Genomic DNA, 23363 nt, shown 5'->3' on the forward strand with positions numbered 1-23363 from the left:
TCTGTTTTCACAAAAGTTAAAGAATTTATCGGCACACTACGGAGCCACGAATGAGAAAAAGATGACGATAAAGGAGTTCAAAATGCATTCGAGAATTATTGGTTTTACAGCAATGATGGGGATGATGACTTCAGTGGCATTTGCAGAGCCTGCAATCCAGCCAGGAGACACATTAGAAAGCTTATCTAAAGCGCGTATTACGACAAACGTAAATACTCAAACAGCAACGCCTACAGCTCAAACAAGCAATGCCAATGCTGACGTTAAAGTTGAAGATATTGACCCGATTATTGGCGAAACAACAGCAGAAGCACCGAAAGTAGCTGTACAGGCAGAAGCAGTAGCCGCAACAGTGATCGAAAATGCTCCAACTCTTGCTTCTAGCGAACCGACTGTAAGTGTTAATGATATTGATGTTGCTCACCCTACAGAGTAAACAGACATAATTTTTCTTTTAAGCAGAATAAAAATAATAAGATACATCAGCGCAATAAAAAGGCGGATATTTATAAAATATCCGCCTTCTTTTTAATTTCTTGTCTAATCAAGTATTAATCGAACAAACGATCAAAGAATGATTTCTTCTTTGGTGAAGAAGCGCTGTCTTCGCCATCAAAAGAAGCTTGCAACTCTTTAAGTAATTCACGTTGACGAGAATTTAAGTTAACCGGTGTTTCTACCACAATACGGCAAAGTAAATCACCGACCATGCTGCTACGTACTGGACGAACGCCTTTACCACGTAAACGGAATAATTTACCTGTTTGAGTTCCTTCAGGAATTTTCAGGCTAACACGGCCTTCCAAAGTTGGAATTTCAATTTCTTTACCAAGTGCAGCATCAGCAATGCTTACAGGTACGTCCATATAAAGATCTGCGCCATCACGTTGGAAAATTTCGTGTTCACGAACTACCACTTCAACGTACAAGTCACCTGACTGGCCATCACGAATTGCTTCGCCTTTACCACTCAAACGAACGCGGTCACCATTATCTACACCCGCTGGAATGGTAACTTCCAACGTTTGCTGGCGATCAGCAACACCTGAACCATGACATGCCTGACAAGGGTTTTTAATAATTTTACCTTGGCCACGACACGTACCACATGTTTGTTGTACAGAGAAGAAACCTTGCTGCATACGAACTTGTCCTGAACCATGACAAGTTTTACAGGTTTCAACATCTTTAGGATTTTTAGAGCCTTTACCATCACACACATCACATGGTGCAGGAGCAGTAAAAGTAATGGTTTTTTTCACCCCTTTTACAGCTTCTTCAAGGGTAAGTTCCATGACATAGCGTAAATCTGATCCGCGACGTTGACGCTGTTGACGTCCACCACCGCCGAATGCACCACCGAAGATATCACCGAACTGGCTAAAAATATCTTCTGCACTAAATCCGCCGAAGCCACCGCCGCCACCGCCAAAGCCGCCTTCGAAAGCATTATGTCCCATGCGATCGTACATGCTACGCTTTTCGCTGTCCGATAAAACTTCATAAGCTTCAGCAGCTTCTTTAAATTTCTCTTCAGCTTCGGCATTGTCAGGGTTTCTATCAGGATGATATTTCATCGCCAATTTACGGTAGGCTTTTTTGATCTCATCATCACTTGCGGTTTTTGAAACGCCTAAAACCTCATAATAATCACGTTTAGCCATTTTTGGCGGTGCTCCTCACGGAATTTTATCAATACTCTATTGCCGACTAAATGGGGGACTTTAGCCGAATTTACAAGGGGGAAATGTTCAAAAAATAGATATATTAAAAAACTGCCTTATTTTTTAAATATTTAGACAAGCCTTTTAACCATGCATTTAATAGAAATAACCACGCGATAGCGCTAAAAACTACACCAGCAACTGTAGAGGCTGTAACCCAAAGATTACTATCCCATGCAAAGAAGAAGAGCGGAATAAACCAGACCACAGCAAAAATTGCCATACAAAGAAATAGAATCCCGCTACGCATAATCCATAGTGCATGCGCATGAATCCAAACTTCAGCATTATCTACAACTGCTACTTTACGAGCGATCAAATAAGCAAAGGCCGCAAAAATAACCGTAAACAATGCAAGAAACATGAACGCATAAGAAATTACTATATAACGGCGATGCTGTTCGATATGGTCTTGCCCCATCTGTATTTCACCTCAATTCACTGCATTTTGCCTATTTTTTATGCAGTGAAATAATCCTGTATTTTTTGTGTAAAGACAGGTGCTACTATATTGGAGTTTTCAATATTTCGCACCTTTATTCACAAAAAATTTATGTATTTTATGCGGTTTTTTTCACCTTAAACCACGCCGCATAGAGTGCAGGTAGGAAAAATAATGTCAGTAGGGTGGCAACAATCAATCCACCCATGATCGCAACTGCCATCGGACCAAAGAAAATACTCCTCGAAAGTGGAATCATGGCCAAAACTGCGGCTAAAGCAGTCAAAATAATGGGACGGAATCGACGCACTGTCGCTTCAATAATTGCCTCCCAAGTTGGATGTCCTGCCTGTCTGTCTTGCTCAATTTGATCAATCAAAATAAGCGAGTTACGCATGATCATTCCAGAGAGCGCAATTGTGCCTAGCATGGCCACAAAGCCAAATGGTTTGTTAAATAACAATAAGAATAAAACAACACCAATTAAACCCAGTGGAGCTGTTAACAACACGATGGTCGAGCGAGATAAGCTTTTGAGCTGAATCATCAGTAATGTCATGACCACTGCCAAGAAGAGTGGCATCCCAGCATTTACAGAATTTTGCCCACGTGCAGACTCTTCCACGGTTCCACCCACTTCAATGAGATAACCACTTGGCAATTCAGCCCGTAACTTATCCATTGATTCAGCTAACTCACCAACAACGGTAGCAGGCTGCAAATTGGTACGAATATCTGCGCGAACGGTAATTGTCGGTAAGCGGTTACGATGCCAAATTAAACCATCTTCAAACTTATACTCAATTTTTGCAATTTGGGCTAAAGGTACTGTCGTTCCATTGTTTGTGGGTACAGCTAAGCTTGCCAGTGAAGCTACCTCAACACGCTCTGCTTGGTCTCCGCGTAAGCGGATTTCAATGAGTTCACGCTTTTCACGATATTGCTCAATCGCACTACCTGTAATTGATGCATTAATGAAGTTCGCTAAATCCAGACTAGAGACACCCATTTGTCGAGCACGGTCTTGATCTATTTGAATGGAAATGATTTTACTTGGCTCGCCCCAATCTAAATGCACATTGGTGGTATTCGGGTTCTCGCTGATCACTTTAGCGACCTGCTGTGCTTCTTTACGTACCAGATTTAAATCTTCACCTGATACACGATATTGCAATGGATAACCAACAGGTGGGCCATTTTCCAGTAATGACACGCGAGTACGAACTTGTGGGAGTAACTGCTTAATTTGTGTTTCTAACGAGCGTCGAATGTCATCACGATCATCAAGCGATGATGCGAGTACAACAAACTGTGCAAAACTGGCTTGCGGTAATTGCTGGTCTAAAGGTAAATAAAAACGTGGTGAACCTGTACCCACATAGGCCACATAGTTATCAATACCTTTTTGTTTAGACAGGAATTTTTCAACCTTTTTCACAGCTTGTTCTGTTGCTGTTAAAGAAGCGCCTTCTTCAAGTTTTAAATCGACTAAAATTTCGGCACGGTTTGAAGGCGGGAAAAACTGCTGAGGTACCATCTTAAACATCAGTACAGATAGCACGAAAATTCCCACCGTCGTTGCAATCACGGTTTTACGATAGGTCACACAAAACTCGACCATTTTCCTAAAACGTACATAAAAACTAGAGTGATAAGGATCGTAATGGTGGTCCTGTGAAATAACGACAGTTTGCGGTTGTGGTTTTTTAGTTAATCTTGCCCATAAACGGACATACCAAGGGGCCTGATGTCCTAACTTGGTAAAATCTGGTAATAGCTTTTCACCTAAATAAGGCACAAATAAAACTGCTGCAATCCAAGATACCAATAAGGCAATCGTCACGACCTGAAAGATCGAGCGCGTATATTCCCCTGTACTAGACTGAGCTGTAGCGATAGGTAAAAAACCTGCCGCAGTGATGAGTGTTCCGGTTAACATTGGAAATGCTGTGGTTTTCCACGCAAACCCGGCGGCTTTAATTCGGCTATAACCCTGCTCCATCTTAATGGCCATCATCTCGACGGCAATAATGGCATCATCGACTAACAGGCCTAATGCCAGAATCAAGGCACCCAGTGAAATCTTATGCAGCCCGACATCGAATAAACTCATACCGGCAAAGGTCATTGCTAAAACTAAAGGAATAGAAAAAGCAACCACCAATCCCGTACGGAAGCCTAAAGAGAAAAAACTCACTAATAAGACAATGATAACTGCTTCAGCGAGTACCTTCACAAACTCATGAATACTACGTTGTACTGCTACAGGTTGGTCAGAAACTTTTTGCAATTTCATGCCGAGTGGCAAGGTCTTTTGCAGTTGGGCAAATTCTGTTTCTAGATTTTTACCAAGGGCAATAATGTCACCACCTTTACGCATCGAAACGGCAATGCCAATACCATTTTCACCCATGAAACGCATACGTGGTTGAGCAGGCTGACTAAAACCACGATAAACATCCGCGACGTCACCAAGTTGAATGGTTTTATCACCGACCAATAAAGGTGTTTTTTTAATTTCATCAATGTTTTGTAGATGACCACTCACCCTAATTTGAATACGGTCTGTACCTGTTTCAAAAAAGCCAGCACTTGCCATACTATTTTGCTTTTGTAATGCTTCTTGAATCGCAGTAACCGGAATTCCAAGCTGTACCGCTTTGGTGTTAGAAATCTCAATCCAGATTTTTTGATCTTGTAGACCAATCAATTCAACCTTACTGACATCCTTGACTCGTTGAAGCTGTAATTGCAAACGATCTGCGTATTCTTTCAAAAGTGCATAGTCAAAGTCTTTGCCTGTCAGTACATAAATATTACCGAAAGTGTCTCCAAATTCATCATTGAAAAATGGGCCTTGTACACCGCTTGGTAGTTCATGGCGAATATCATTCACCTTCTTACGAACGTTGTACCAAACATCAGGAATCTGTGCCGATGTTAGCGAGTCCTTGGCAACAAACGTAACCATCGACTCACCCGGGCGGGAGTAAGCCATAATCTTGTCATACTGCCCTGTTGTCATGAGTTCCTTTTCAATACGGTCAGTCACCAGCGTTGAAACTTCTTTCGCTGTTGCTCCCGGCCAATAGGTTTGTACGACCATGACTTTAAAGGTAAATGGTGGGTCTTCACTTTGTGAGAGTTTTGAATAAGAGATCGCGCCGATAATGCCAAGCAACAGCATAAAATAAAGGACGATTCCTTTATTTTTTAATGCCCATTCCGAGAGATTGAATTTCATGGCTGGGTTACTCCCTGAATTTTCACCGCACGGTTCTCACGGTCAATCGGATGAATCTTCTGCTTATCGCGTAGCAAATGCACACCACCAATCACCACCCAATTATTTGGTGTTAAACCAGATAATACGGGCACACTGTCTCTGCCATATGCACCAACCGTTACAGGGACTTTGCGTAAAGTTTGATTCGCATTAACCACCCAGACATAAGGCTGATTATCCGTTGCTGAAACACTCGAAAGTGGCACACTCATCACGTTAGTTTGAGTTGAGGTAAAAAATACGCGTGCACTTTGTCCAAGCTGAATAACAGACTGTCCTTCTTTGAGGGCTACCTTGACTGTAAAAGTACGAGACTGATCCGCTGCGGGAGAAACTTCGCGAACATATCCGGCAAATTTTTCATTCGGTTTAGACCACAAGGTTATCCAAGCAGCTTGACCAACTTTAATCTCGCTAACTGCTTGCTCTGGTACACCAATGACAACTTCACGTTCACCATCAATTGCAAGTTGATAAGCAGCTTGTCCTGCTGCAACAACTTGTCCAATTTCTATATTTCGAGCAGTAATCACGCCGTTTTTGTTAGAAACGAGTTGGTTATAACCTGTCTGGTTGGCAGAAACTTCATAGTTAGAACGAGCTTGCTGTAAGGCTGCTTGTGCCGCATCGTATTGATTTTTTACCGTATCAAATTGCGAACGGCTCACAGCATTAATCGGGAGTAATTGTTGAAAACGTTTAAGTTCATCTGCTGCTGTTTTTGCTGAAGCCTGTGCATTATCCAGTTGTGCTTTAGCAGCATTTAATTGTAACTGAGCATCTGCTACGTCAAGCTTTGCTAGTACTTGTCCCACTTTAACTCGGTCGCCTACATCCACATAGCGAGCCGTAACTTGTCCACCTACCCGAAATGCTAAAGCCGTTTGTTGTCTAGCCTGAACATCTCCTGCATAGCTTTTTTGTTCATTAAGTGTGGTTAATGGCTGTGCCACCATCACATAGGGTATTTCTTCTGTTTTTGGAGCTTCTTTACTACACCCCATTAATGTGACCGTACAAACAATCACCATACTCATGATGAGAGGTTTTAACACATTCATATCTTATCGCTCTTATTCAAACTGATTTTTTAAGGCACAATATGCTTGCATCATAGTTCGTTTATTTTTTAATTAATATACCCATGGGTACATTAATTAAAGAAAAACTGATAAATGTTTTATTTTTAAAATTATTATTTAGAGGGTTTTGTGCAAACAGTTAATCAAAGTGGTCGCCCAAAAGATCTAGAAAAACGTGCTCGTATCTTACAAGCCGCGAAAGCTATTTTTTTGAAATCTGGCTATCACGGTACCAGTATGAACCAGATTGCACAGGAAGCAGGCGTTACTAAACTCACGGTTTATAATCACTTTCAAGATAAAGCCAACTTGTTTATCTGTGCGATTACAGAAACCTGTGAGGAGACACTTGATACTAAACAATTTGAATTAGATGCATCGGCAGACTTTTATCAAGCACTCTTTATTGTGTGTTCACGCGCCTTACAAATTATTTACTCACCTGAAGCGCTTAAACTTGAACACGTTTTATTTGAACTTGCAGCAGAGCAAAGTCCTCTCACTCTACAGTTTTTTGATGCATCACATACGCGACTGCAAAATCAATTAACTGAGTTTTTGCAAAAAGCGGCTCAATTAGGTTTTATTCAAACCGATGACCCGAATTATCAAACTGAGCTCCTTTTGTCCTTATTGCTTGGCGTACGTCACCAGAAGGTTTTACTGGGGATCATTGCTGTACCCAATGCTCAAGAGCTTGAAAAAATTATTCAAGACGCAATAAATTTATTCTTGCTCAAATACCGGAATTAAACCAAAGTCCGATTGTCAAAAGTTGCGCTGAGTGCATGCCAACTTTTAAGACTCTGCACGCGAATTAAATGTTATTTTTTAAGCAAAAATTCACATTTTCTTACGCTCAAAGCTTGGAATGTTTGTTAATCGCGCTATATTCGATAAGAATAAGAACAGGAGAAAAATAGCATGGTTCAGCAAATCGATGCGCCACTGCGTGAAGATGTCCGCTTACTTGGTAATTTGTTAGGTGAAACCCTAAAACAACATGCAGGACAAGAACTGTTTAATCAGATCGAGCAAATCCGTGCTCTTGCCAAAGGTGCACGTGATGGTCAAGCTGAAGCCCAAAAGCAACTAGAACAATTATTTTTAGAACTGCCCGATGAAGAGCTACTTCCTCTTACCCGCGCTTTTTCTCATTTCCTAAATTTTGCCAATATTGCTGAGCAATATCATGTGGTCCGTAGCCGCCGACAGGCAGAATTTGATTCGGATGCGAACTCTCCGAATCCGCTTGTTCACTTATTTCAAAAATTTAAAGATAAAAGTATTTCGACAGAAAAACTGTTCCAGCAAATTTGCGATCTTAAGATTGAATTAGTACTTACGGCGCACCCCACTGAAGTGAGTCGCCGTACCCTGATCCAAAAATATGATGATATTAATGCTTGTCTCTCACAGCTTGATCAGCAAAAACTTACTCCACGCGAACGTCAAAATGCACTTGCGAACTTAAAGCAACAAATTAGTTCGGCTTGGCAAACAGATGAAATCAGACAGCACCGCCCTACTCCAGTCGATGAAGCAAAATGGGGATTTGCCACAATTGAGCAAACACTTTGGAATGCTGTACCCAAATTCATTCGCGAGTTAAATGAATTAGTTCAAGAAAATTGCCAACTCAATCTACCACTTAATATTGCACCAGTACGTTTCGCATCTTGGATGGGCGGAGACCGTGATGGTAACCCGAACGTTACTCATCAAATCACTCAAGAAGTGCTGTGGTTATCACGCTGGCAAGCTGCTGACCTCTACCTAAGAGATATCGAAAATTTACGTTGGGAACTTTCAATCCAGACTTGTTCTGAAGAAATGATTCAGGCAATTGGTAGCCAACATGCAGAACCTTATCGTGAATATTTACGTGCTACACGAGAGCGTTTAAAAGCAACTCGCCACTGGTTAGCTCAGCGTTTACAAGGCTTAGAAGCAGACGACAGCAATGTCATTAAAAGCAAAGATGAGCTTTTACAACCATTATTGCTGTGCTACCGCTCTTTAATCGACAGTAACCTACCTGAAATTGCGAATGGTCAGCTCCTCGACTTTATCTATCGTGTGAACTGTTTTGGTATTGAACTACTTAAACTCGACATTCGCCAAGAATCAGGCCGCCATCGCCAAGCGATTTCAGCAATTACCGAATATTTAGGTTTAGGTAATTTTGAATCATGGACTGAACAAGCGCGCCAAAACTTCCTCATTCAAGAATTACAAAGTAAACGCCCGCTTTTACCGAAATACATTAATGAACCTGAAGGGAGTTTGATTGGACATCCCGATGTTCAAGAAGTATTTGCCACCATGCGTACTTTGGCAGACCAACCACCTGAGTCTTTAGGGGCTTATATTATTTCGATGGCTGAATATCCAAGCGATGTTTTGGCTGTATTGTTATTGCAAAAAGAAGCTGGTATTCAACATCCTTTACGTGTAGTTCCTCTATTTGAAACTTTAAAAGATTTAGATGGCGCTGCAACTACCATGAATACGCTGTTCAATATGCATTGGTATAAACAGCACATTCAAGGTAAACACGAAGTCATGATCGGTTACTCCGACTCTGCAAAAGATGCTGGTTTCATGTCTGCCAACTGGGCGCAATATCGTGCTCAAGAAGAGCTGACTGCAATTGCTCAAACGCACGGCGTACAGTTGACACTATTCCATGGTCGTGGTGGTTCAATTAGTCGTGGTGGTGCTCCAACCCAGCAGGCTTTGTTCTCACAACCTCCTGGTTCAATTTCTGGTGCAATTCGTGTCACAGAACAAGGGGAAATGATCCGCTTCAAATTCGGTTTAGAGGGCATTGCTATGCAAAACCTTGAAATCTATACCGCAGCAACACTTGAAGCGACTTTACTACCACCACCAGAACCTAAAGCCGAATGGCGTGAACTTATGAACCGTATGACAGATCATTCTGTTAAGGTTTATCGCCAGACAGTGCGTGAAAACCCACATTTTGTGAAGTATTTACGTACGGTTACACCTGAACTTGAATTACAAATGTTGCCTTTAGGCTCACGTCCTGCAAAACGAAAAGTGAGTGGCGGCATTGAGTCTTTACGTGCGATTCCATGGGTATTTGCTTGGACACAAATTCGTTTGATGTTGCCTGCATGGCTAGGTACTGGCGCAGCAATTAATGAAGTGATCGCCGATCAGCAAAAAGCAACACTTGATGAAATGCTTCAGCAATGGCCTTATTTCCAAACACTCATTGATATGCTGGAAATGGTATTGTCTAAAGCCGATGCCAACATTGCACTCTATTATGAGTCTCATCTGACTGAAGATGAAGATTTGAAAGTTCTTGGCAACCAATTACGTCAACGTCTAAAAGATGCTGTTGAAACCTTGCTAGCATTAAAAGATGAATCAAAGCTTCTGAGTAATAACGATGTTCTTGATCAATCCATGCAGGTTCGTAAACCATACTTACTCCCTCTGCATCTTTTACAGGCTGAACTCATGAAGCGTCGTCGTGATTATCTTGCTGAACGTCAGGCAGAACATACCCCTGTTGACCATGCACTTATGGTGAGTATTGCGGGTATCGCGGCTGGTTTACGTAATACAGGTTAAGCTGATTTTACCAATTGTTTTATAAAGCAGTGCATTGCGATGTGCTGCTTTTTACTTGCAAAGTTCTCTATTTTTCTTAAATTTTCCTCGATTTTCTATTTTTTAGAATATTTTTTTTTAAATCAAAAAATTAATTCTTATGATAAAAAAATAACTAATTCCCTATATTTAGAATTCATTAAATTATACCAATCGTTAAAAAACAATTACTTTTCACAGACATACTTCTCTCTAGAGATTAAATGCATTCTCAAGAAAGAGTATCATTGCACCAATTAAAAAATAATGAGCTTATTTTATGTCCAACTGGTTTCCAAAATGGCAGCCTTACCAAGGTGATGTTGACCATCGACCGGTCTCTACCAATGAATATCTCCCACCTGTTCAAAGTGCTGTTTTGGGTATTCAACATGCATTTGCCATGTTTGGAGCGACTGTTTTAGCACCATTACTCATGGGCTTTAATCCTAACCTTGCTATTTTAATGTCTGGAATCTGTACTATCCTGTTCTTTTTAATTACAGGTGGTCGTGTTCCGAGCTACTTAGGATCAAGTTTTGCCTTTATTGGGGTGGTTGCAGCTGCAACCGGGCATATTACAGGTTCAGGTGCCAATCCGAATCTGTCTATGGCTTTAGGTGGAATCGTAGCATGTGGTATTTTTTATGCCATTATCGGTTTTATTGTGATGCTTACGGGTACACGCTGGATTGAAAAACTCATGCCGCCTGTGGTGACTGGCGCCATTGTGATGATTATTGGTCTAAACCTTGCACCTGTTACCATTAAAGGTGTTGCAGGCCAACCATTTGAAATGTGGATGGCTTTAATTACCGTACTTTGTATGGGAAGTATTGCGGTCTTTACGCGTGGCTTATTACAACGTTTACTTCTGTTGATTGGTTTGATCTTGGCTTATGTCATTTATGCCATCACCACCAATGGGCTAGGTCTAGGTAAACCAATCGATTTTAGCCAGATCTCACAAGCTGCATGGTTTGGGATTCCAAGCTTTTCACATCCTACTTTTGATACGAATGCTATGCTAATTATTGCACCAGTTGCGCTTATCTTAGTAGCAGAAAACCTAGGTCATATTAAAGCTGTTGGTGCAATGACTGGTGAAAACCTGACTCCACAATTAGGCAAAGCATTTGTTGCAGATGGTTTGGCAACAACACTATCTGGTAGTGTCGGTGCACCAGGGATGACTACTTATGGTGAAAATATTGGGGTTATGGCAGTCACTCGCGTGTACTCAACCATTGTTTTTGTGATCGCAGGTGTCTTCGCCATTTTCTTAGGTCTATCTCCAAAATTTGGCGCGGTAATTAGTACCATTCCAAGTGCGGTCTTAACAGGCGCATCTATTGTTGTGTTTGGTTTAATTACCATTGCTGGTGCAAAAATCTGGATCGAAAACAAAGTTGATTTTTCTAACAATAAAAATCTCATTGTTGCTTCAGTCACGATTATTTTAGGTGCCGGTAACTTTGAATTATTGTTCGGTAATTTCAATTTAGGTGGTATTGGTACCGCAACTTTTGCAGCCATTATTTTAAATTGGCTGTTTAGTTTAAAAGATAAAACTTAAATTCAAAAAGGCAGCGCAAGCTGCCTTTTTTCATTACGATTTAGTATGATGACTTTTTACTCTTCAATACGTTTCCTGTCATGCGTTTTGATTTTTTTGATTTACAGCTGGTTCTTCATATTGTCTCTACAGGTAGTCTAACCAAAGGTGCAGACCGCTCTGCAATTTCACTTCAAGCTGCCAGTGAACGTATAAAAAAACTCGAACAATATTTCGAAACACCCTTATTTATTCGCCAAACTACTGGCGTAGAACTCACCACAGCAGGACACGCGTTTGTAGAGCATGCACGTCAACTGATGGCAAACAAAGAACAACTCGAACAAGAAATGCAGCGTTTTAAGCCACCTACATCAGAGTCATTAATACTTTGGTGTAACTCTTCCGCTCAAAGTGAATATTTGCCTACGTTATTACCTCAATATTTAGTGCTTCATCCTGAAATGAATATTGATTTACACGAGGCAGAAAGCTCAGAAATTGTTGATGCATTAACGCAAGGTATTGCAAGTCTTGGGCTAGTCTCAAGTTTTTTTTATACCAGGCATTTGCAAACCAAAGAATTTGCGAGTGATCCATTAGTTCTGATTTGTCCTGCTACGCATGAGTTAGCTCAATATCAAGAGCTGAACTTGGTAGAGGCTCTAAGCTTTGGTTTTATTGGTCTTAAGTCCCATCACTCTTTGCAACAATCCATTGAAACTCAAGCGAAGCTATTAGGCTTTAACATACAGTACCGTTTGCGCTTACCTAACTTTGGGGCGATTGCTGAGGTCGTTGCCAAAGGCGTTGGAATTGCGATTATGCCGGCTCGTGCCGCACAGCGTTTGCAATCAAACTATGATTTTCATTCCATTCAATTGCAAGGTGCATGGGCAAATCGCAAACTGCTTTTGGCGACCCAAAATTTCAACCGGCTTCCTAGCAGTTACCAACAGTTTGCAGATTTTTTATTACAAAATCGCCCTTAAAAATTGGCCTAATGCGAAATCATATAAAGCCCTAATGACATCAAGCCTATAAAAAATATACGACGAAATAACTGCTCATTTAAGCGATAACGAATTTTTTTACCCACCCACATTCCAACAAGCGCCGCCAACAATGCAGCAAACGATAAACGATAGTCCAGTGTTATTCCTGACATTGGATTGTGATGTAAAAAGACTGCAAGACAAATGGTAGAGACCGTAAACGTTAATCCTAAAGCCTGAACCAACTCATCACGCTTTAAATGTAAAGACTGCAAGTAAGGAACGATTGGAATAATAATGACACCTGTTGCTACAGTTACTGCCCCACCGATATATCCAATAATTGGTGATAGCCAACGTTCATGCTTTCCTAAGTGTGGAAGTTTCTTTACGCACAGACCATAGAGACCATATAAGGCCAACATACAGCCTAATAAAATTTCACTACTATGCCCATGACTTTGACTTAAAGTAGGTAAAAAGCTCCATATTGAACCTACTATAATGCCGACAAGTAACGTCCAGAAACGGCGAATAAACGCCCAGATATGTCCTTCAGCAAAAAGTTGCCAGACATTGGTGACCATTGAGGGAACAATGAGCAGAGATGCTGCCTGAAAAGGGCTCATTGCGATGGTGAGTAAACCCATCGATACTGCGGGCAATCCTAACCCGATCATGCCTTTAATCATGCCCGCAAAGGCAAACACCACCATAATAATTGCTAGAAATGTCACTGTTTATCTCCGATTCCCTACTTGGTTATGCTACGGAAAAAACAGGTTCTGCCCTATTCTTGTTTTTAGAAGTGGGCCTCAATTAAAAGTTGAGGCTGTCTTATATTTCTCTTCTAATACATTGCTAAAAATACTTTCAATCATCCACACACGATACAAGCTATTAAATACATAAGTCTGACCATCAATACGCAATTCTAAAACCGGTAAATCAGGCTGATGTTTATCTTTACACAAGGCATCATTTTGCGCCAAAACAGATTGCACATCTTGGTCGGTTAGCTGCTCAATTCCCAACTGTTGCTGTAACTGTTGGAAATGTTTTAAGAAAGATAAATCTTTTCCTTTCGTCCAAACTGCCTGCAATATTGTGAAAATCGTATCGATTTGCTGATTTTCTTCCACACTATAGAAAAGCTTTGCCATCTCGAGCGTACTTTCCTCGGTAGGGCGGCAAAACGGCGTAAAGGCTACACCTGTTCTTTTAGAAACACGTGTCGCCAAACTCCAGTCAAACCAGTCTCGACCTTGATAACTTAAAGGGTAAACTTTTAGTTGAATATCATAATAATCAGCCAGTTCTTCCTTGATATAGGCAAGTAATAACCAACTCATTGGGTCTTCTAAAGCAATATAGATATCAAGTTCAGGATGAAGCATCTGAATCTCGGTAAGTGCTTCAGCATCATTAATTAAATGTTCACGCCATTCGATATGATTAATTAAAAAAATCGGATTACCCGTCAGTAGCTTTTGTTGTTTTAGACGACGAGTCAAACGTAATAAATCATCTACTGCGTGATATTTACGTCCACCAAATTCAAAGTATGCTGCAGGTACAGGCTCATCCGTAAAAATACGTTCTGAGAAATGTTGAGGAAGCTGATGTTTAACTGCCATGGCATGTAAAGTACGCAACTTTCCGTATTGTTGCTGCCAAAGCATGTGAAAAATGTCTTCTAGTAAATGGAAAAAATTCTGACCTTGTAATGGGGTTCTTTTTAATATGACTGCCGCTTGTTTTAAAGATTCTGGGCTTGGGATTTCCGGAAATTCATCAAAACCGAAACGATGTTGTTTGGCTAATATCTTGGCATCATTTAAACAATAATTTTGCCACTCTTCATGCGACATGCTGTTTGGAGGTTCAGAAGCCGTATGGGAAATAATAATTTTTAAAGGCTTAAGTTCATCACTTAAAATTTCATCTAGCTGAGACAATTGCTGAACAGCCAAATAGCTATACACATCATCAAGTCGTAAATAAATACTTAAACCATTTTCCGTGGGTAACACCGCTTGACGAGAAGGCTTTTGGTAAAACCAGCTCGATCGAATAGGGTCAAACCAACGGCGTAGCAGTGACATGAGTTGTGCCTCTAAAAATTAAATCCTAAGCGAGATCAAAGATTGTTTTGATCATAGTGCAAGGTAAAACAGTAGTCGAGATGAAATATAACTACCGTAGTTTACGCAGAAAATAAGTCATGTTTTTAGCAAGTTTCTACGTAGGTGAAGATTTTATCACCATTTTATGGCAAACCCATAGAATGATATAAAAACACCTTTTTCTACAAGCTGATTTTTTTTACCAGACATGAAAAATGCACCCTTAACATGATAGCAATTCATCGTGTTAAAGGGTGCATGATTCCTAATCAATTATTAAAATTGAATATTTTATAGAACGCGTACAGCTCCTTTCGCTGCACTTGTTGTATGCATTGCATAAACTTTTAACGCTTTTGATACTTTACGTTTACGTTCTTCTTTCGGATGCCAGCCTTTCGCTTCTTGCACTGTACGGCGATGCGCCATAGTCGCATCATCAACGTTCAAGTGAATCGTACGGTTCGGAATATCGATTTCAATGGTATCGCCATCTTCAACCAAACCAATTGCACCGCCTTCAGCTGCTTCTGGTGAAACGTGTCCAATCGAAAGACCTGATGAACCACCAGAGAAACGACCATCTGTTACTAATGCACAGTCTTTACCTAAACCTTTCGATTTAAGATAGCTAGTTGGGTAAAGCATTTCTTGCATGCCCGGACCACCACGTGGACCTTCGTAACGAATCACAACAACATCGCCAGCTTTAATGTCATGACCTAAAATTGCATCTACAGCTGCATCTTGGCTCTCAAATACACGCGCTGTACCCGTAAATTTCAAGATCGATTCATCAACACCCGCAGTTTTCACGATACAACCATCAAGCGCGATGTTGCCGTATAGAACTGCTAAACCACCATCTTTAGAGAATGCATGTTCTGCATTACGGATAACGCCTTTTTCACGGTCGCCATCTAAAGTTGCATAGTAGCGGTTTTGAGAGAACGCGACTTGAGTTGGAACCCCACCTGGAGATGAACGATAGAACTCATAAACATCTGCATCTTCAGTACGAATAATGTCCCACTTATCTAATGCATCTTTTAAAGTTTTCTCGTGTACAGTCGGTACAGATACATCAAGTAAATTCGCACGATCCAGCTCGCCCAAGATCGCCATAATGCCACCCGCACGGTGTACATCTTCCATATGAACGTCTTGTTTTGCAGGCGCTACTTTAGACAATACAGGAACTCGACGTGATAACTCGTCAATATCGTCCATTGTAAAATCAACTTCCGCTTCACTTGCCGCAGCCAATAAATGCAGAACAGTATTGGTTGAACCACCCATTGCAATATCAAGGGTCATCGCATTTTTAAATGCAGCCTTGGTTGCAATTGAACGAGGTAAAATACTTGCATCTTCTTGTTCGTAATAGCGCTTAGCCAATTCAACAATAAGTTGACCTGCTTTTAAGAATAATTTTTTACGGTTTGCATGCGTCGCAACAATCGAACCATTACCTGGTAAAGATAAACCTAAAGCTTCTGTTAAACAGTTCATTGAGTTTGCAGTGAACATACCTGAACATGAACCACAGGTTGGACATGCCGAACGTTCAAATTCTTCAACTTCTTCGTCTGTATAACTTTCATCAGCTGCAACAACCATTGCATCCACGAGGTCAATCGCTTTTTCATTACCGCGGAATTTGACTTTACCGGCTTCCATTGGTCCGCCAGACACAAAAACAACAGGAATATTCAGACGCATCGCAGCCATGAGCATTCCCGGAGTAATCTTGTCACAGTTTGAAATACACACCATGGCATCTGCACAGTGTGCATTCACCATATATTCAACTGAGTCAGCAATCAAATCACGTGATGGTAGTGAATAAAGCATGCCGTCATGCCCCATTGCGATCCCATCATCAACTGCAATCGTATTGAACTCTTTAGCAACACCACCTGCTGCCTGAATTTCTGCCGCGACAAGCTGCCCTAGATCTTTAAGATGTACATGGCCCGGCACAAATTGAGTAAATGAGTTGACCACCGCAATAATCGGTTTGCCGAAATCCTCATCTTTCATTCCTGTTGCACGCCATAAGCCACGTGCGCCAGCCATATTTCTTCCGTGTGTCGATGTTTTTGAACGATAGTCAGGCATTAGTGTTTCCAACAAGTTGTGCTTGAGCAGAATTTTTCCCGCTCTGGCGAATGATACTGATATAGCGTTAGATCAGTCGGAATATTGACTCATCATCATAATTTGATCATTCTCCATTCTATAGAAGCAAATAATATTCGGAAAGCCAAGAACAGTAATAGTCAGTCAATATTTAGCAAAACTTACATGAATAATTTTTTATTTTTTCATAACCTTTTTTTATCAATAAAAGTTTTTCAATAATTTTTTGTTCACTATTTAAAAACTAAAACGCTCAATCTCCATGAGTTTAGGGCTTCAATCGTTTTTCACGTATACTACGCGTAAACTCTTTTTGGATTGCATTTGTGAAAATTATTTTTGCTGGCACCCCCGAATTTGCTGCAACAGCATTGGCGGCTTTATTAAAAACTTCCCATGAAATTATCGCGGTTTATACTCAGCCAGATCGTAAATCGGGTCGTGGACAAAAACTAACGCCCTCTCCTGTAAAACAGCTTGCACTTGAACATAATATCCCTGTTTATCAACCGCTTCACTTCAAAGCTTCAACTGAAGAAGGTTTAGCAGCTCAACAAGAACTGGCTGCTTTAGGCGCTGATGTCATGGTAGTTGCAGCCTATGGTTTAATCCTTCCACAAACTGTGCTCGATACACCGAAATATGGCTGTTTAAATATTCACGGTTCACTATTACCACGCTGGCGCGGTGCAGCACCAATTCAGCGTGCAATTGCAACGGGTGATGAAGAAACCGGAATCACTATCATGCAAATGGCTGCCGGTTTAGATACAGGCGATATGATGTATAAAACCTATTGCCCAATCACTAACGAAGATACATCAGCGACTTTACACGACAAACTAGCCACTCAAGGTGCAACGGCAATTTGTGCGGTACTCGAGTCGGAAGAAACACTACAAAAATATTTAGCAGAACGCGAAGTTCAAGACGAAAGCTTAACGGTCTACGCACATAAATTAGTGAAATCAGAAGCTCGTATTGACTGGTCAAATGATGCTGTGCAAATTGACCGAAATATCCGTGCATTTAATCCTTGGCCCGTCGCTTTTGTTCAACTTGATGAAAATAATGCTCTGCGTATCTGGAACTCTCTAGTTTCTAGCCAAATCAAAGCGAATGCTCAAGCTGGTGAAATTATTGCAATCGATAAACAAGGCGTACACATTGCTTGTGGTCAAGATTCATTTATTTGTCTGACTAGCGTGCAATGGCCGGGTGGCAAAGCATTAAATGCTCAACAAATTGCACAAACTCAAAAACTTCATGTAGGACAAATTTTGCCATGAGTCAGGTTACATCAAATTCCTCACGTTTTAACCTGCGTGCTCAAGTCGTCCAGACCTTATTAAAAGTCCAGCAAGGTCAATCATTGGCTAGTATTTTAAATACACAGCTCAATCAAGTCGCAGAGCGTGATCGTGCTTTATTTCACGAACTCGTTTTGGGTACATTGCGCCAATGGTTTGCGCTTAAATCTATTAGCCTACCTTTACTCAGCAAACCGTTAAATAATGAAACTGTTGAAACCTGCCTATACGTTGGTCTTTATCAAGTTTTATGCACACGTATTGCAGCACACGCTGCCATCTCGGAAACAGTGGATGCAACCAAACAACTTGGATTCCCTGCACTCAGCGGCATTGTTAATGCAATTTTGCGCCGAGCTACACGTGAAACTGATGACTTTCAGCAAGGCTTACAGCAAGCGCATGGCTTACCAAGTTGGCTTTTCAAACGGTTAAAAAAGGATTGGGGTGAGCAAACTGAAGCTCTTTGCCAATCGTTAAAGCAAGTTGCGCCTTTAACCTTACGAGTGAACCAACGACATATTGGCCGTGATGCTTATTTAGCAAAATTACAGAGCTCAGAAATTCAGGCACGTGCTTGTACTTTGTCTGAGGCAGGCATTGTTCTTGAACAATCTGTACAAATTACTCAGCTACCCGGTTTTGAACAAGGCTGGTTTTCTGTACAAGATGAACACGCTCAGCTTTGCGCAACAGTATTGCCAGATTTGAATGATAAAATAGTAGTTGATGCCTGTGCTGCCCCAGGGGGTAAAACAGCTCATTTACTTGAAAAGTTTAAACCTGCTCAGCTCATTGCAATTGATCAGGACCCAAGCCGTTTAGTGCGTGTAACTGAGAACTTAAATCGCTTAGCACTTGATCAAAGCCATACAGAAATTTTGGCAGCCGACGCAACCCAATGGGTACCTGCACAGCCAGTAGATTGTATCGTGCTCGATGCACCTTGCTCTGCTACAGGGGTTATTCGTCGTCATCCTGACATACGCCTATTGCGCCAATCTAGCGATATAGCGCAAACCATTGAACTGCAAAAGCAGATCTTAGATCACATGTGGCAACAACTCAAAGTTGGCGGGACATTGCTTTACATTACCTGCTCAATTTTGAAAGCTGAAAATGAACAGCAGATGATGAAATTTTTTGCTGAAAATCCAAATGCAAAAGAGATCAAAATTGATGCTGATTGGGGAATTGAGCAAACTCATGGCCGCCAATTACTGCCAGAAGCGCAGTCTGGCGATGGATTTTATTATTGTAAAATCCAAAAAATTGCGTAAAAAAAGCAGGCTTAAAGCCTGCTTTTTTACTCGATCAGCATCAAAGCGTATGCTGATCTTTTACTTCTTCTAAAACGTCATCTAACTCTTCAGGATGTTTCGATAAATGGATAATGGATAAAGCCAAGCCACCCCATAAAAACACCATCGAAATTACCATCATCACGATTGCTGAAGTATTCATTATTCTATCCTCCTAGCGATCTTTCATTTTGCTTAAAACAATTGCAACGACTGCACAGAAAATCACACTGCCCCAGCCGAATACTCCTTGTAAGCTCATACTATAAGTATCATAGCCATTTTTGATCAAATTAAATACAGTCATACTGAGTGTAGTTAATAAGATTAACGATGTAATGACTGTTAAAGTGAAATCCCATCCCTTACCTAATTGAATAGTTGAGATGCGATTGACGTGATCACGAAGTTCCTTCAGTGCAGAACGCTTAAACCAAGCCACGGTAATAATAGAAAGTAAAGCACCGCCAATAATACCGATGTTATTGATAAAGTGGTCAACGATATCAACCAACTTAATTGCGTTTACACTTGAGAATAAAATAATTGATACAAGTGCACTACCACCACCAATAATGGTTACAGCTTTTTTACGGCCCCATTTCAATTTATCTTGCATTGCTGCAATAGGTACTTCCAAAATACTTACCATCGAAGAAATACCTGCGACGAAAAGCGAAGAGAAGAATAAGAAACCAAATAAATCGGCACCAGCACCTAAACTTGAAATAATTTTAGGGAACGCAATAAATGCTAACCCAATCCCGCCACTTACAACATCTTTAACTTCAGTACCTGCCGCATGGGCCATAAAACCAAGCGCTGCGAAGATACCAATACCAGCCAAAATCTCTGTTGATGCATTTGCAAAACCAACGATTAAACCAGAACCTGTTAAATTAGTTTTTGGTTTCAAATAAGATGCATAAGTCACCATGATCCCGAAGCCGACAGAGAGGGAGAAGAAAGTATGGCCATAAGCCGCTAACCAAACTTTATAATCCATCATTGCTGACCAGTTCGGCGTAAAGAATGCGTTCAAGCCTTGAACAGCGCCCGGTAAACGTAATGATTGAATCACTAAAATAGTGAATAGAATGAATAATAAAGGCATGAAAATCTTATTTGATAATTCTACACCTTTTTTCACACCACCATAAAGAATGATTAAAGTAAGTGCCCAAATCCCAACAATCGGCCAGAATAAATGACCTACAAACTGTAAGTCAAAACCGGTTGCTTTTGTAGTCTGCAAATAGGTATTAAAGAAGAAACCTTCCGGATCACTGCCCCACATTTGACCAATAGAGAAGTAAACATAACTACCAGCCCAAGTGAGTACACTGGCATAGTACAAACCAATAATGATACAGACACAAACCTGCCACCAACCTAACGCTTCCCCACCTTTAAACAGGGCACGATAAGCTTTAGGTGGGGAGTTAGTACTACGATGACCTACCGCATAATCTAAAAATAGTAACGGTAAACCAGCAGTAATGAGTGCTAATAGGTAGGGAATAAGAAACGCACCACCACCATTTTCATAAGCAACGTATGGAAAGCGCCAAATATTACCTAAGCCTACAGCCGAACCAACGGCTGCAATAATAAAACCAGATCGTGACGTCCAGTTTTCACGAGAATCTGTCATAGAACACCTAATGTTAAAAGATTACTTATTTTTACTGCTATTGTTGATTGTTATTCCGCATGCAAAAAAAGAACCAAAAAATACTTTTGTGTTTGTAGAAAATAAAAAGCACCTTTTGAGTTTTTTTATTCCCTTAACAAACAAGCAAAAATAGAAAATTCTTCCTTAAAGATTTTTGTCCATTTTTTGCCCCTATATAGCTGAACAATACCTGTTTTTATTTCTTTTTACTGTAATTTCCGTCAGAAATTTTACGAATTTTCTGAGTTTTTTTCACAATTGGTTATTTTTCAGCTAATATTTACGTTCTACTACTTGTAGATCAAAATTATGATTCAATGATATTTTATTCCAACTCCTGAAGATGCCTATCTAATTAGTCAACTTATCCACTAATTTATTCTTATCTTTCTAGTTTTCAAATAAGACTTGATAACCCTATATTATTAAATGACAAAATTTATACTAAAAATTTTAGATAAATGAAAATCCACTAAATTAAAAATAAAATAATAATTATTTGAAATAAATAAACTTTTTTAATAACTAAAAATTTACTTCTATTACCCGCTTAAGATCCTTATTTTTTATCAATGCATCTGTAGCAAGATGTCTATATCATGCGCTCAAAGATTTCTTCTATGTGGATGCTCAAATGAAAATATTAAAAATATCTTTATTAACGCTCGGGATGGGCCTAAGTGGTTTTGCTCAAGCAGACTTTGTAGGAGTAAAAGGAGAAGTTGGCTATTGGTTCTATGACGGTAAAGCTAATATGTCTTCTCAATTTCCGGATGATCAAGATTTAGATCAAAAAGGTAGTGCTCAACTCTCATTAGCAGTAGAACACCCAATCCCATTTATTCCAAATGCAAAAATTCGTTATGTAAATTTAGATACTGAAACTAAATCAGAAACTTTAGGTCAAGCCAACTATAAAGTTGATTTAGATCATAGCGATTTTATCCTCTACTATGAATTACTAGACAATATCGTAAGTGTAGATGCTGGTCTTGGCGCAACAGTATTAAATGGTGATATTACTGCGTATACAGGTAAACGCGTGGATATTGATAAAACTTATCCTATCGCTTATTTGTCAGGAGAAGTAAAGCTTCCATTTACAGGCTTAAGTGCTAAAGGTGAAGCAACATATACAAACTTTGATGATGCACGAATTACAGATGCATTAGCAGAAGTGAAGTATAAATTTGCAGATAACCTACTTATTGATCTTGGCTTAACAGCAGGCTATCGCGTACTTAATATCGATTTAGATGACTACGATAACAATGATCTTAAATTTGAGTTTAAAGGTCCATATGTAGGTCTAGAAGCACATTTCTAAATCAGAAAAACTTCAAAATTTTTTCATAATAAAAAAGAACTCTAAGAGTTCTTTTTTATTCCGTCATACTTACATATCTTGAATGCTGTTGAATTTTCTGGAACCACGCTTGAATATTTGGGTATAACCTTAAATCGAAACCACCTTCCTCAGCGACATGAGTGTATGCATATAAGGCAATATCAGCAATAGTTAATTGATTTCCAACAAGATAATCATGATCTGCTAAAGCTTTATTCATAATAGTTAGTGCTTTATGGCCTTTTGGCTGTAAATTATGATATTCCTCTATTCTTTCTGACGGTAGGCCTAAATATTTATTAATAAAACGAGCCACTGCAATAAATGGTTCATGGCTATACTGCTCAAAGAACATCCACTGATACATTTTGGCCTTAATAAAAGGATCTGTAGGAATAAATTTTGTTCCCTCAGCTAAGTAACCTAAAATAGCATTGGATTCACTTAAAACACGACCATCATCTAGGACTAATACAGGTATTTTTCCATTAGGGTTTAAGGATAAAAAATCTGCTGTTTGAGTCTCTTTTTCTAAAATATCAACGTGGATCCATCTATGACTAATATTTAATAAGGAAAGTAATAGTTTAATCTTATAACAGTTACCCGAACCTACATCACCATAAATTACCATAGATGCTTTTCCCTTATTATACATATTTGAAAGATTAATTTTCTTAGTATTTATAGCACAGCTCGTCCTTAGTATTTTTAATATATTTTAGGCAATAAAAAAACACCCCCGTTCAT

Annotated in this window: 18 protein-coding genes; 8 read left to right on the forward strand and 10 right to left on the reverse strand. The window is 40.0% G+C overall.

The window, feature by feature from the left end:
• The first annotated feature begins 82 nt into the window (after window positions 1-82).
• Window positions 83-436 carry a hypothetical protein gene (locus AWW73_RS18145; protein WP_061874180.1) on the forward strand — a complete coding sequence of 118 codons (354 nt, stop codon included), beginning with the start codon at window positions 83-85 and terminating at the stop codon, window positions 434-436.
• Window positions 437-551: 115 nt separating this feature from the next.
• On the opposite strand, the gene dnaJ is transcribed toward AWW73_RS18145, so the two are convergent.
• From dnaJ to AWW73_RS18165, 4 genes are all read right to left on the reverse strand, one after another.
• On the reverse strand, window positions 552-1664 hold the full coding sequence (gene dnaJ, locus AWW73_RS18150; protein WP_002119101.1) for a molecular chaperone DnaJ: 1113 nt from the start codon (window positions 1662-1664) through the stop codon (window positions 552-554).
• A 103-nt stretch (window positions 1665-1767) separates the two neighbouring features.
• The gene (locus tag AWW73_RS18155; protein ID WP_031949700.1) at window positions 1768-2145 is read right to left on the reverse strand and encodes a hypothetical protein; all 378 of its coding nucleotides are present in this window, start codon (window positions 2143-2145) and stop codon (window positions 1768-1770) included.
• 139 nt (window positions 2146-2284) lie between these two features.
• Window positions 2285-5410, reverse strand: coding sequence for an efflux RND transporter permease subunit (locus AWW73_RS18160; RefSeq protein ID WP_062850348.1), 3126 nt, complete (start codon window positions 5408-5410; stop codon window positions 2285-2287).
• On the reverse strand, window positions 5407-6513 hold the full coding sequence (locus tag AWW73_RS18165; RefSeq protein WP_062850349.1) for an efflux RND transporter periplasmic adaptor subunit: 1107 nt from the start codon (window positions 6511-6513) through the stop codon (window positions 5407-5409). The genes AWW73_RS18160 and AWW73_RS18165 overlap by 4 nt, the downstream gene beginning before the upstream one ends.
• A 150-nt stretch (window positions 6514-6663) precedes the next feature.
• Between AWW73_RS18165 and AWW73_RS18170 the strand changes: the two genes are divergently transcribed.
• The 4 genes from AWW73_RS18170 to AWW73_RS18185 all read left to right on the forward strand — a co-directional run bounded on the left by AWW73_RS18170 (window position 6664) and on the right by AWW73_RS18185 (window position 12708).
• Entirely contained in the window at window positions 6664-7287 is a 624-nt protein-coding gene (locus AWW73_RS18170; RefSeq protein WP_057104624.1) for a TetR/AcrR family transcriptional regulator, read from the forward strand.
• 171 nt (window positions 7288-7458) lie between these two features.
• A complete protein-coding gene (gene ppc, locus AWW73_RS18175; protein WP_031949704.1) occupies window positions 7459-10143 on the forward strand; it encodes a phosphoenolpyruvate carboxylase in 2685 nt (894 codons plus the stop codon).
• A gap of 298 nt (window positions 10144-10441) precedes the next feature.
• A complete protein-coding gene (locus AWW73_RS18180; protein WP_062850350.1) occupies window positions 10442-11737 on the forward strand; it encodes a solute carrier family 23 protein in 1296 nt (431 codons plus the stop codon).
• Between the two features lie 80 nt (window positions 11738-11817).
• Entirely contained in the window at window positions 11818-12708 is an 891-nt protein-coding gene (locus AWW73_RS18185) for a LysR family transcriptional regulator (RefSeq protein WP_062850351.1), read from the forward strand.
• A gap of 8 nt (window positions 12709-12716) precedes the next feature.
• On the opposite strand, the gene AWW73_RS18190 is transcribed toward AWW73_RS18185, so the two are convergent.
• From AWW73_RS18190 to ilvD, 3 genes are all read right to left on the reverse strand, one after another.
• Window positions 12717-13448 (reverse strand): sulfite exporter TauE/SafE family protein, encoded by a 732-nt coding sequence (locus AWW73_RS18190; RefSeq protein ID WP_031949707.1) that lies wholly within the window; start codon window positions 13446-13448, stop codon window positions 12717-12719.
• Window positions 13449-13526: 78 nt separating this feature from the next.
• Window positions 13527-14816, reverse strand: a complete 1290-nt coding sequence (locus AWW73_RS18195; RefSeq protein ID WP_031949708.1) for a hypothetical protein — start codon at window positions 14814-14816, stop codon at window positions 13527-13529.
• A 312-nt stretch (window positions 14817-15128) separates the two neighbouring features.
• Window positions 15129-16958 (reverse strand): dihydroxy-acid dehydratase, encoded by a 1830-nt coding sequence (gene ilvD, locus AWW73_RS18200; protein WP_062850352.1) that lies wholly within the window; start codon window positions 16956-16958, stop codon window positions 15129-15131.
• Between the two features lie 347 nt (window positions 16959-17305).
• On the opposite strand from ilvD, the gene fmt reads away from it, so the two are divergent.
• Window positions 17306-18268 (forward strand): methionyl-tRNA formyltransferase, encoded by a 963-nt coding sequence (gene fmt, locus AWW73_RS18205; RefSeq protein WP_062850353.1) that lies wholly within the window; start codon window positions 17306-17308, stop codon window positions 18266-18268.
• Entirely contained in the window at window positions 18265-19569 is a 1305-nt protein-coding gene (gene rsmB / locus AWW73_RS18210) for a 16S rRNA (cytosine(967)-C(5))-methyltransferase RsmB (RefSeq protein WP_062850354.1), read from the forward strand. The genes fmt and rsmB overlap by 4 nt, the downstream gene beginning before the upstream one ends.
• Before the next feature lie 40 nt (window positions 19570-19609).
• Here rsmB and AWW73_RS18250 read toward each other — a convergent pair whose 3' ends face one another.
• Window positions 19610-19753, reverse strand: a complete 144-nt coding sequence (locus tag AWW73_RS18250; protein WP_002119126.1) for a methionine/alanine import family NSS transporter small subunit — start codon at window positions 19751-19753, stop codon at window positions 19610-19612.
• Between the two features lie 12 nt (window positions 19754-19765).
• Window positions 19766-21244 carry a sodium-dependent transporter gene (locus tag AWW73_RS18215; protein ID WP_031949712.1) on the reverse strand — a complete coding sequence of 493 codons (1479 nt, stop codon included), beginning with the start codon at window positions 21242-21244 and terminating at the stop codon, window positions 19766-19768.
• A gap of 643 nt (window positions 21245-21887) precedes the next feature.
• Here AWW73_RS18215 and AWW73_RS18220 point away from each other — a divergent pair.
• Window positions 21888-22592 carry a TIGR04219 family outer membrane beta-barrel protein gene (locus AWW73_RS18220; RefSeq protein ID WP_079748570.1) on the forward strand — a complete coding sequence of 235 codons (705 nt, stop codon included), beginning with the start codon at window positions 21888-21890 and terminating at the stop codon, window positions 22590-22592.
• Between the two features lie 55 nt (window positions 22593-22647).
• On the opposite strand, the gene AWW73_RS18225 is transcribed toward AWW73_RS18220, so the two are convergent.
• Complete coding sequence (locus AWW73_RS18225) at window positions 22648-23247, reverse strand: glutathione S-transferase family protein (protein ID WP_062850355.1); 600 nt, start codon at window positions 23245-23247, stop codon at window positions 22648-22650.
• Window positions 23248-23363: the final 116 nt, after the last annotated feature.

The organism is Acinetobacter lactucae (assembly GCF_001605885.1).
Lineage (GTDB): Bacteria > Pseudomonadota > Gammaproteobacteria > Pseudomonadales > Moraxellaceae > Acinetobacter > Acinetobacter lactucae.

Coding starts and splice junctions, on each gene's coding strand:
- AWW73_RS18145 (WP_061874180.1), top strand. CDS start 83: ATGCATTCGAGAATTATTGGTTTTACAGCAATGATGGGGATGATGACT.
- dnaJ (WP_002119101.1), bottom strand. CDS start 1,664: ATGGCTAAACGTGATTATTATGAGGTTTTAGGCGTTTCAAAAACCGCA.
- AWW73_RS18155 (WP_031949700.1), bottom strand. CDS start 2,145: ATGGGGCAAGACCATATCGAACAGCATCGCCGTTATATAGTAATTTCT.
- AWW73_RS18160 (WP_062850348.1), bottom strand. CDS start 5,410: ATGAAATTCAATCTCTCGGAATGGGCATTAAAAAATAAAGGAATCGTC.
- AWW73_RS18165 (WP_062850349.1), bottom strand. CDS start 6,513: ATGAATGTGTTAAAACCTCTCATCATGAGTATGGTGATTGTTTGTACG.
- ppc (WP_031949704.1), top strand. CDS start 7,459: ATGGTTCAGCAAATCGATGCGCCACTGCGTGAAGATGTCCGCTTACTT.
- AWW73_RS18180 (WP_062850350.1), top strand. CDS start 10,442: ATGTCCAACTGGTTTCCAAAATGGCAGCCTTACCAAGGTGATGTTGAC.
- AWW73_RS18185 (WP_062850351.1), top strand. CDS start 11,818: ATGCGTTTTGATTTTTTTGATTTACAGCTGGTTCTTCATATTGTCTCT.
- AWW73_RS18195 (WP_031949708.1), bottom strand. CDS start 14,816: ATGTCACTGCTACGCCGTTGGTTTGACCCTATTCGATCGAGCTGGTTT.
- ilvD (WP_062850352.1), bottom strand. CDS start 16,958: ATGCCTGACTATCGTTCAAAAACATCGACACACGGAAGAAATATGGCT.
- rsmB (WP_062850354.1), top strand. CDS start 18,265: ATGAGTCAGGTTACATCAAATTCCTCACGTTTTAACCTGCGTGCTCAA.
- AWW73_RS18250 (WP_002119126.1), bottom strand. CDS start 19,753: ATGAATACTTCAGCAATCGTGATGATGGTAATTTCGATGGTGTTTTTA.
- AWW73_RS18215 (WP_031949712.1), bottom strand. CDS start 21,244: ATGACAGATTCTCGTGAAAACTGGACGTCACGATCTGGTTTTATTATT.
- AWW73_RS18225 (WP_062850355.1), bottom strand. CDS start 23,247: ATGGTAATTTATGGTGATGTAGGTTCGGGTAACTGTTATAAGATTAAA.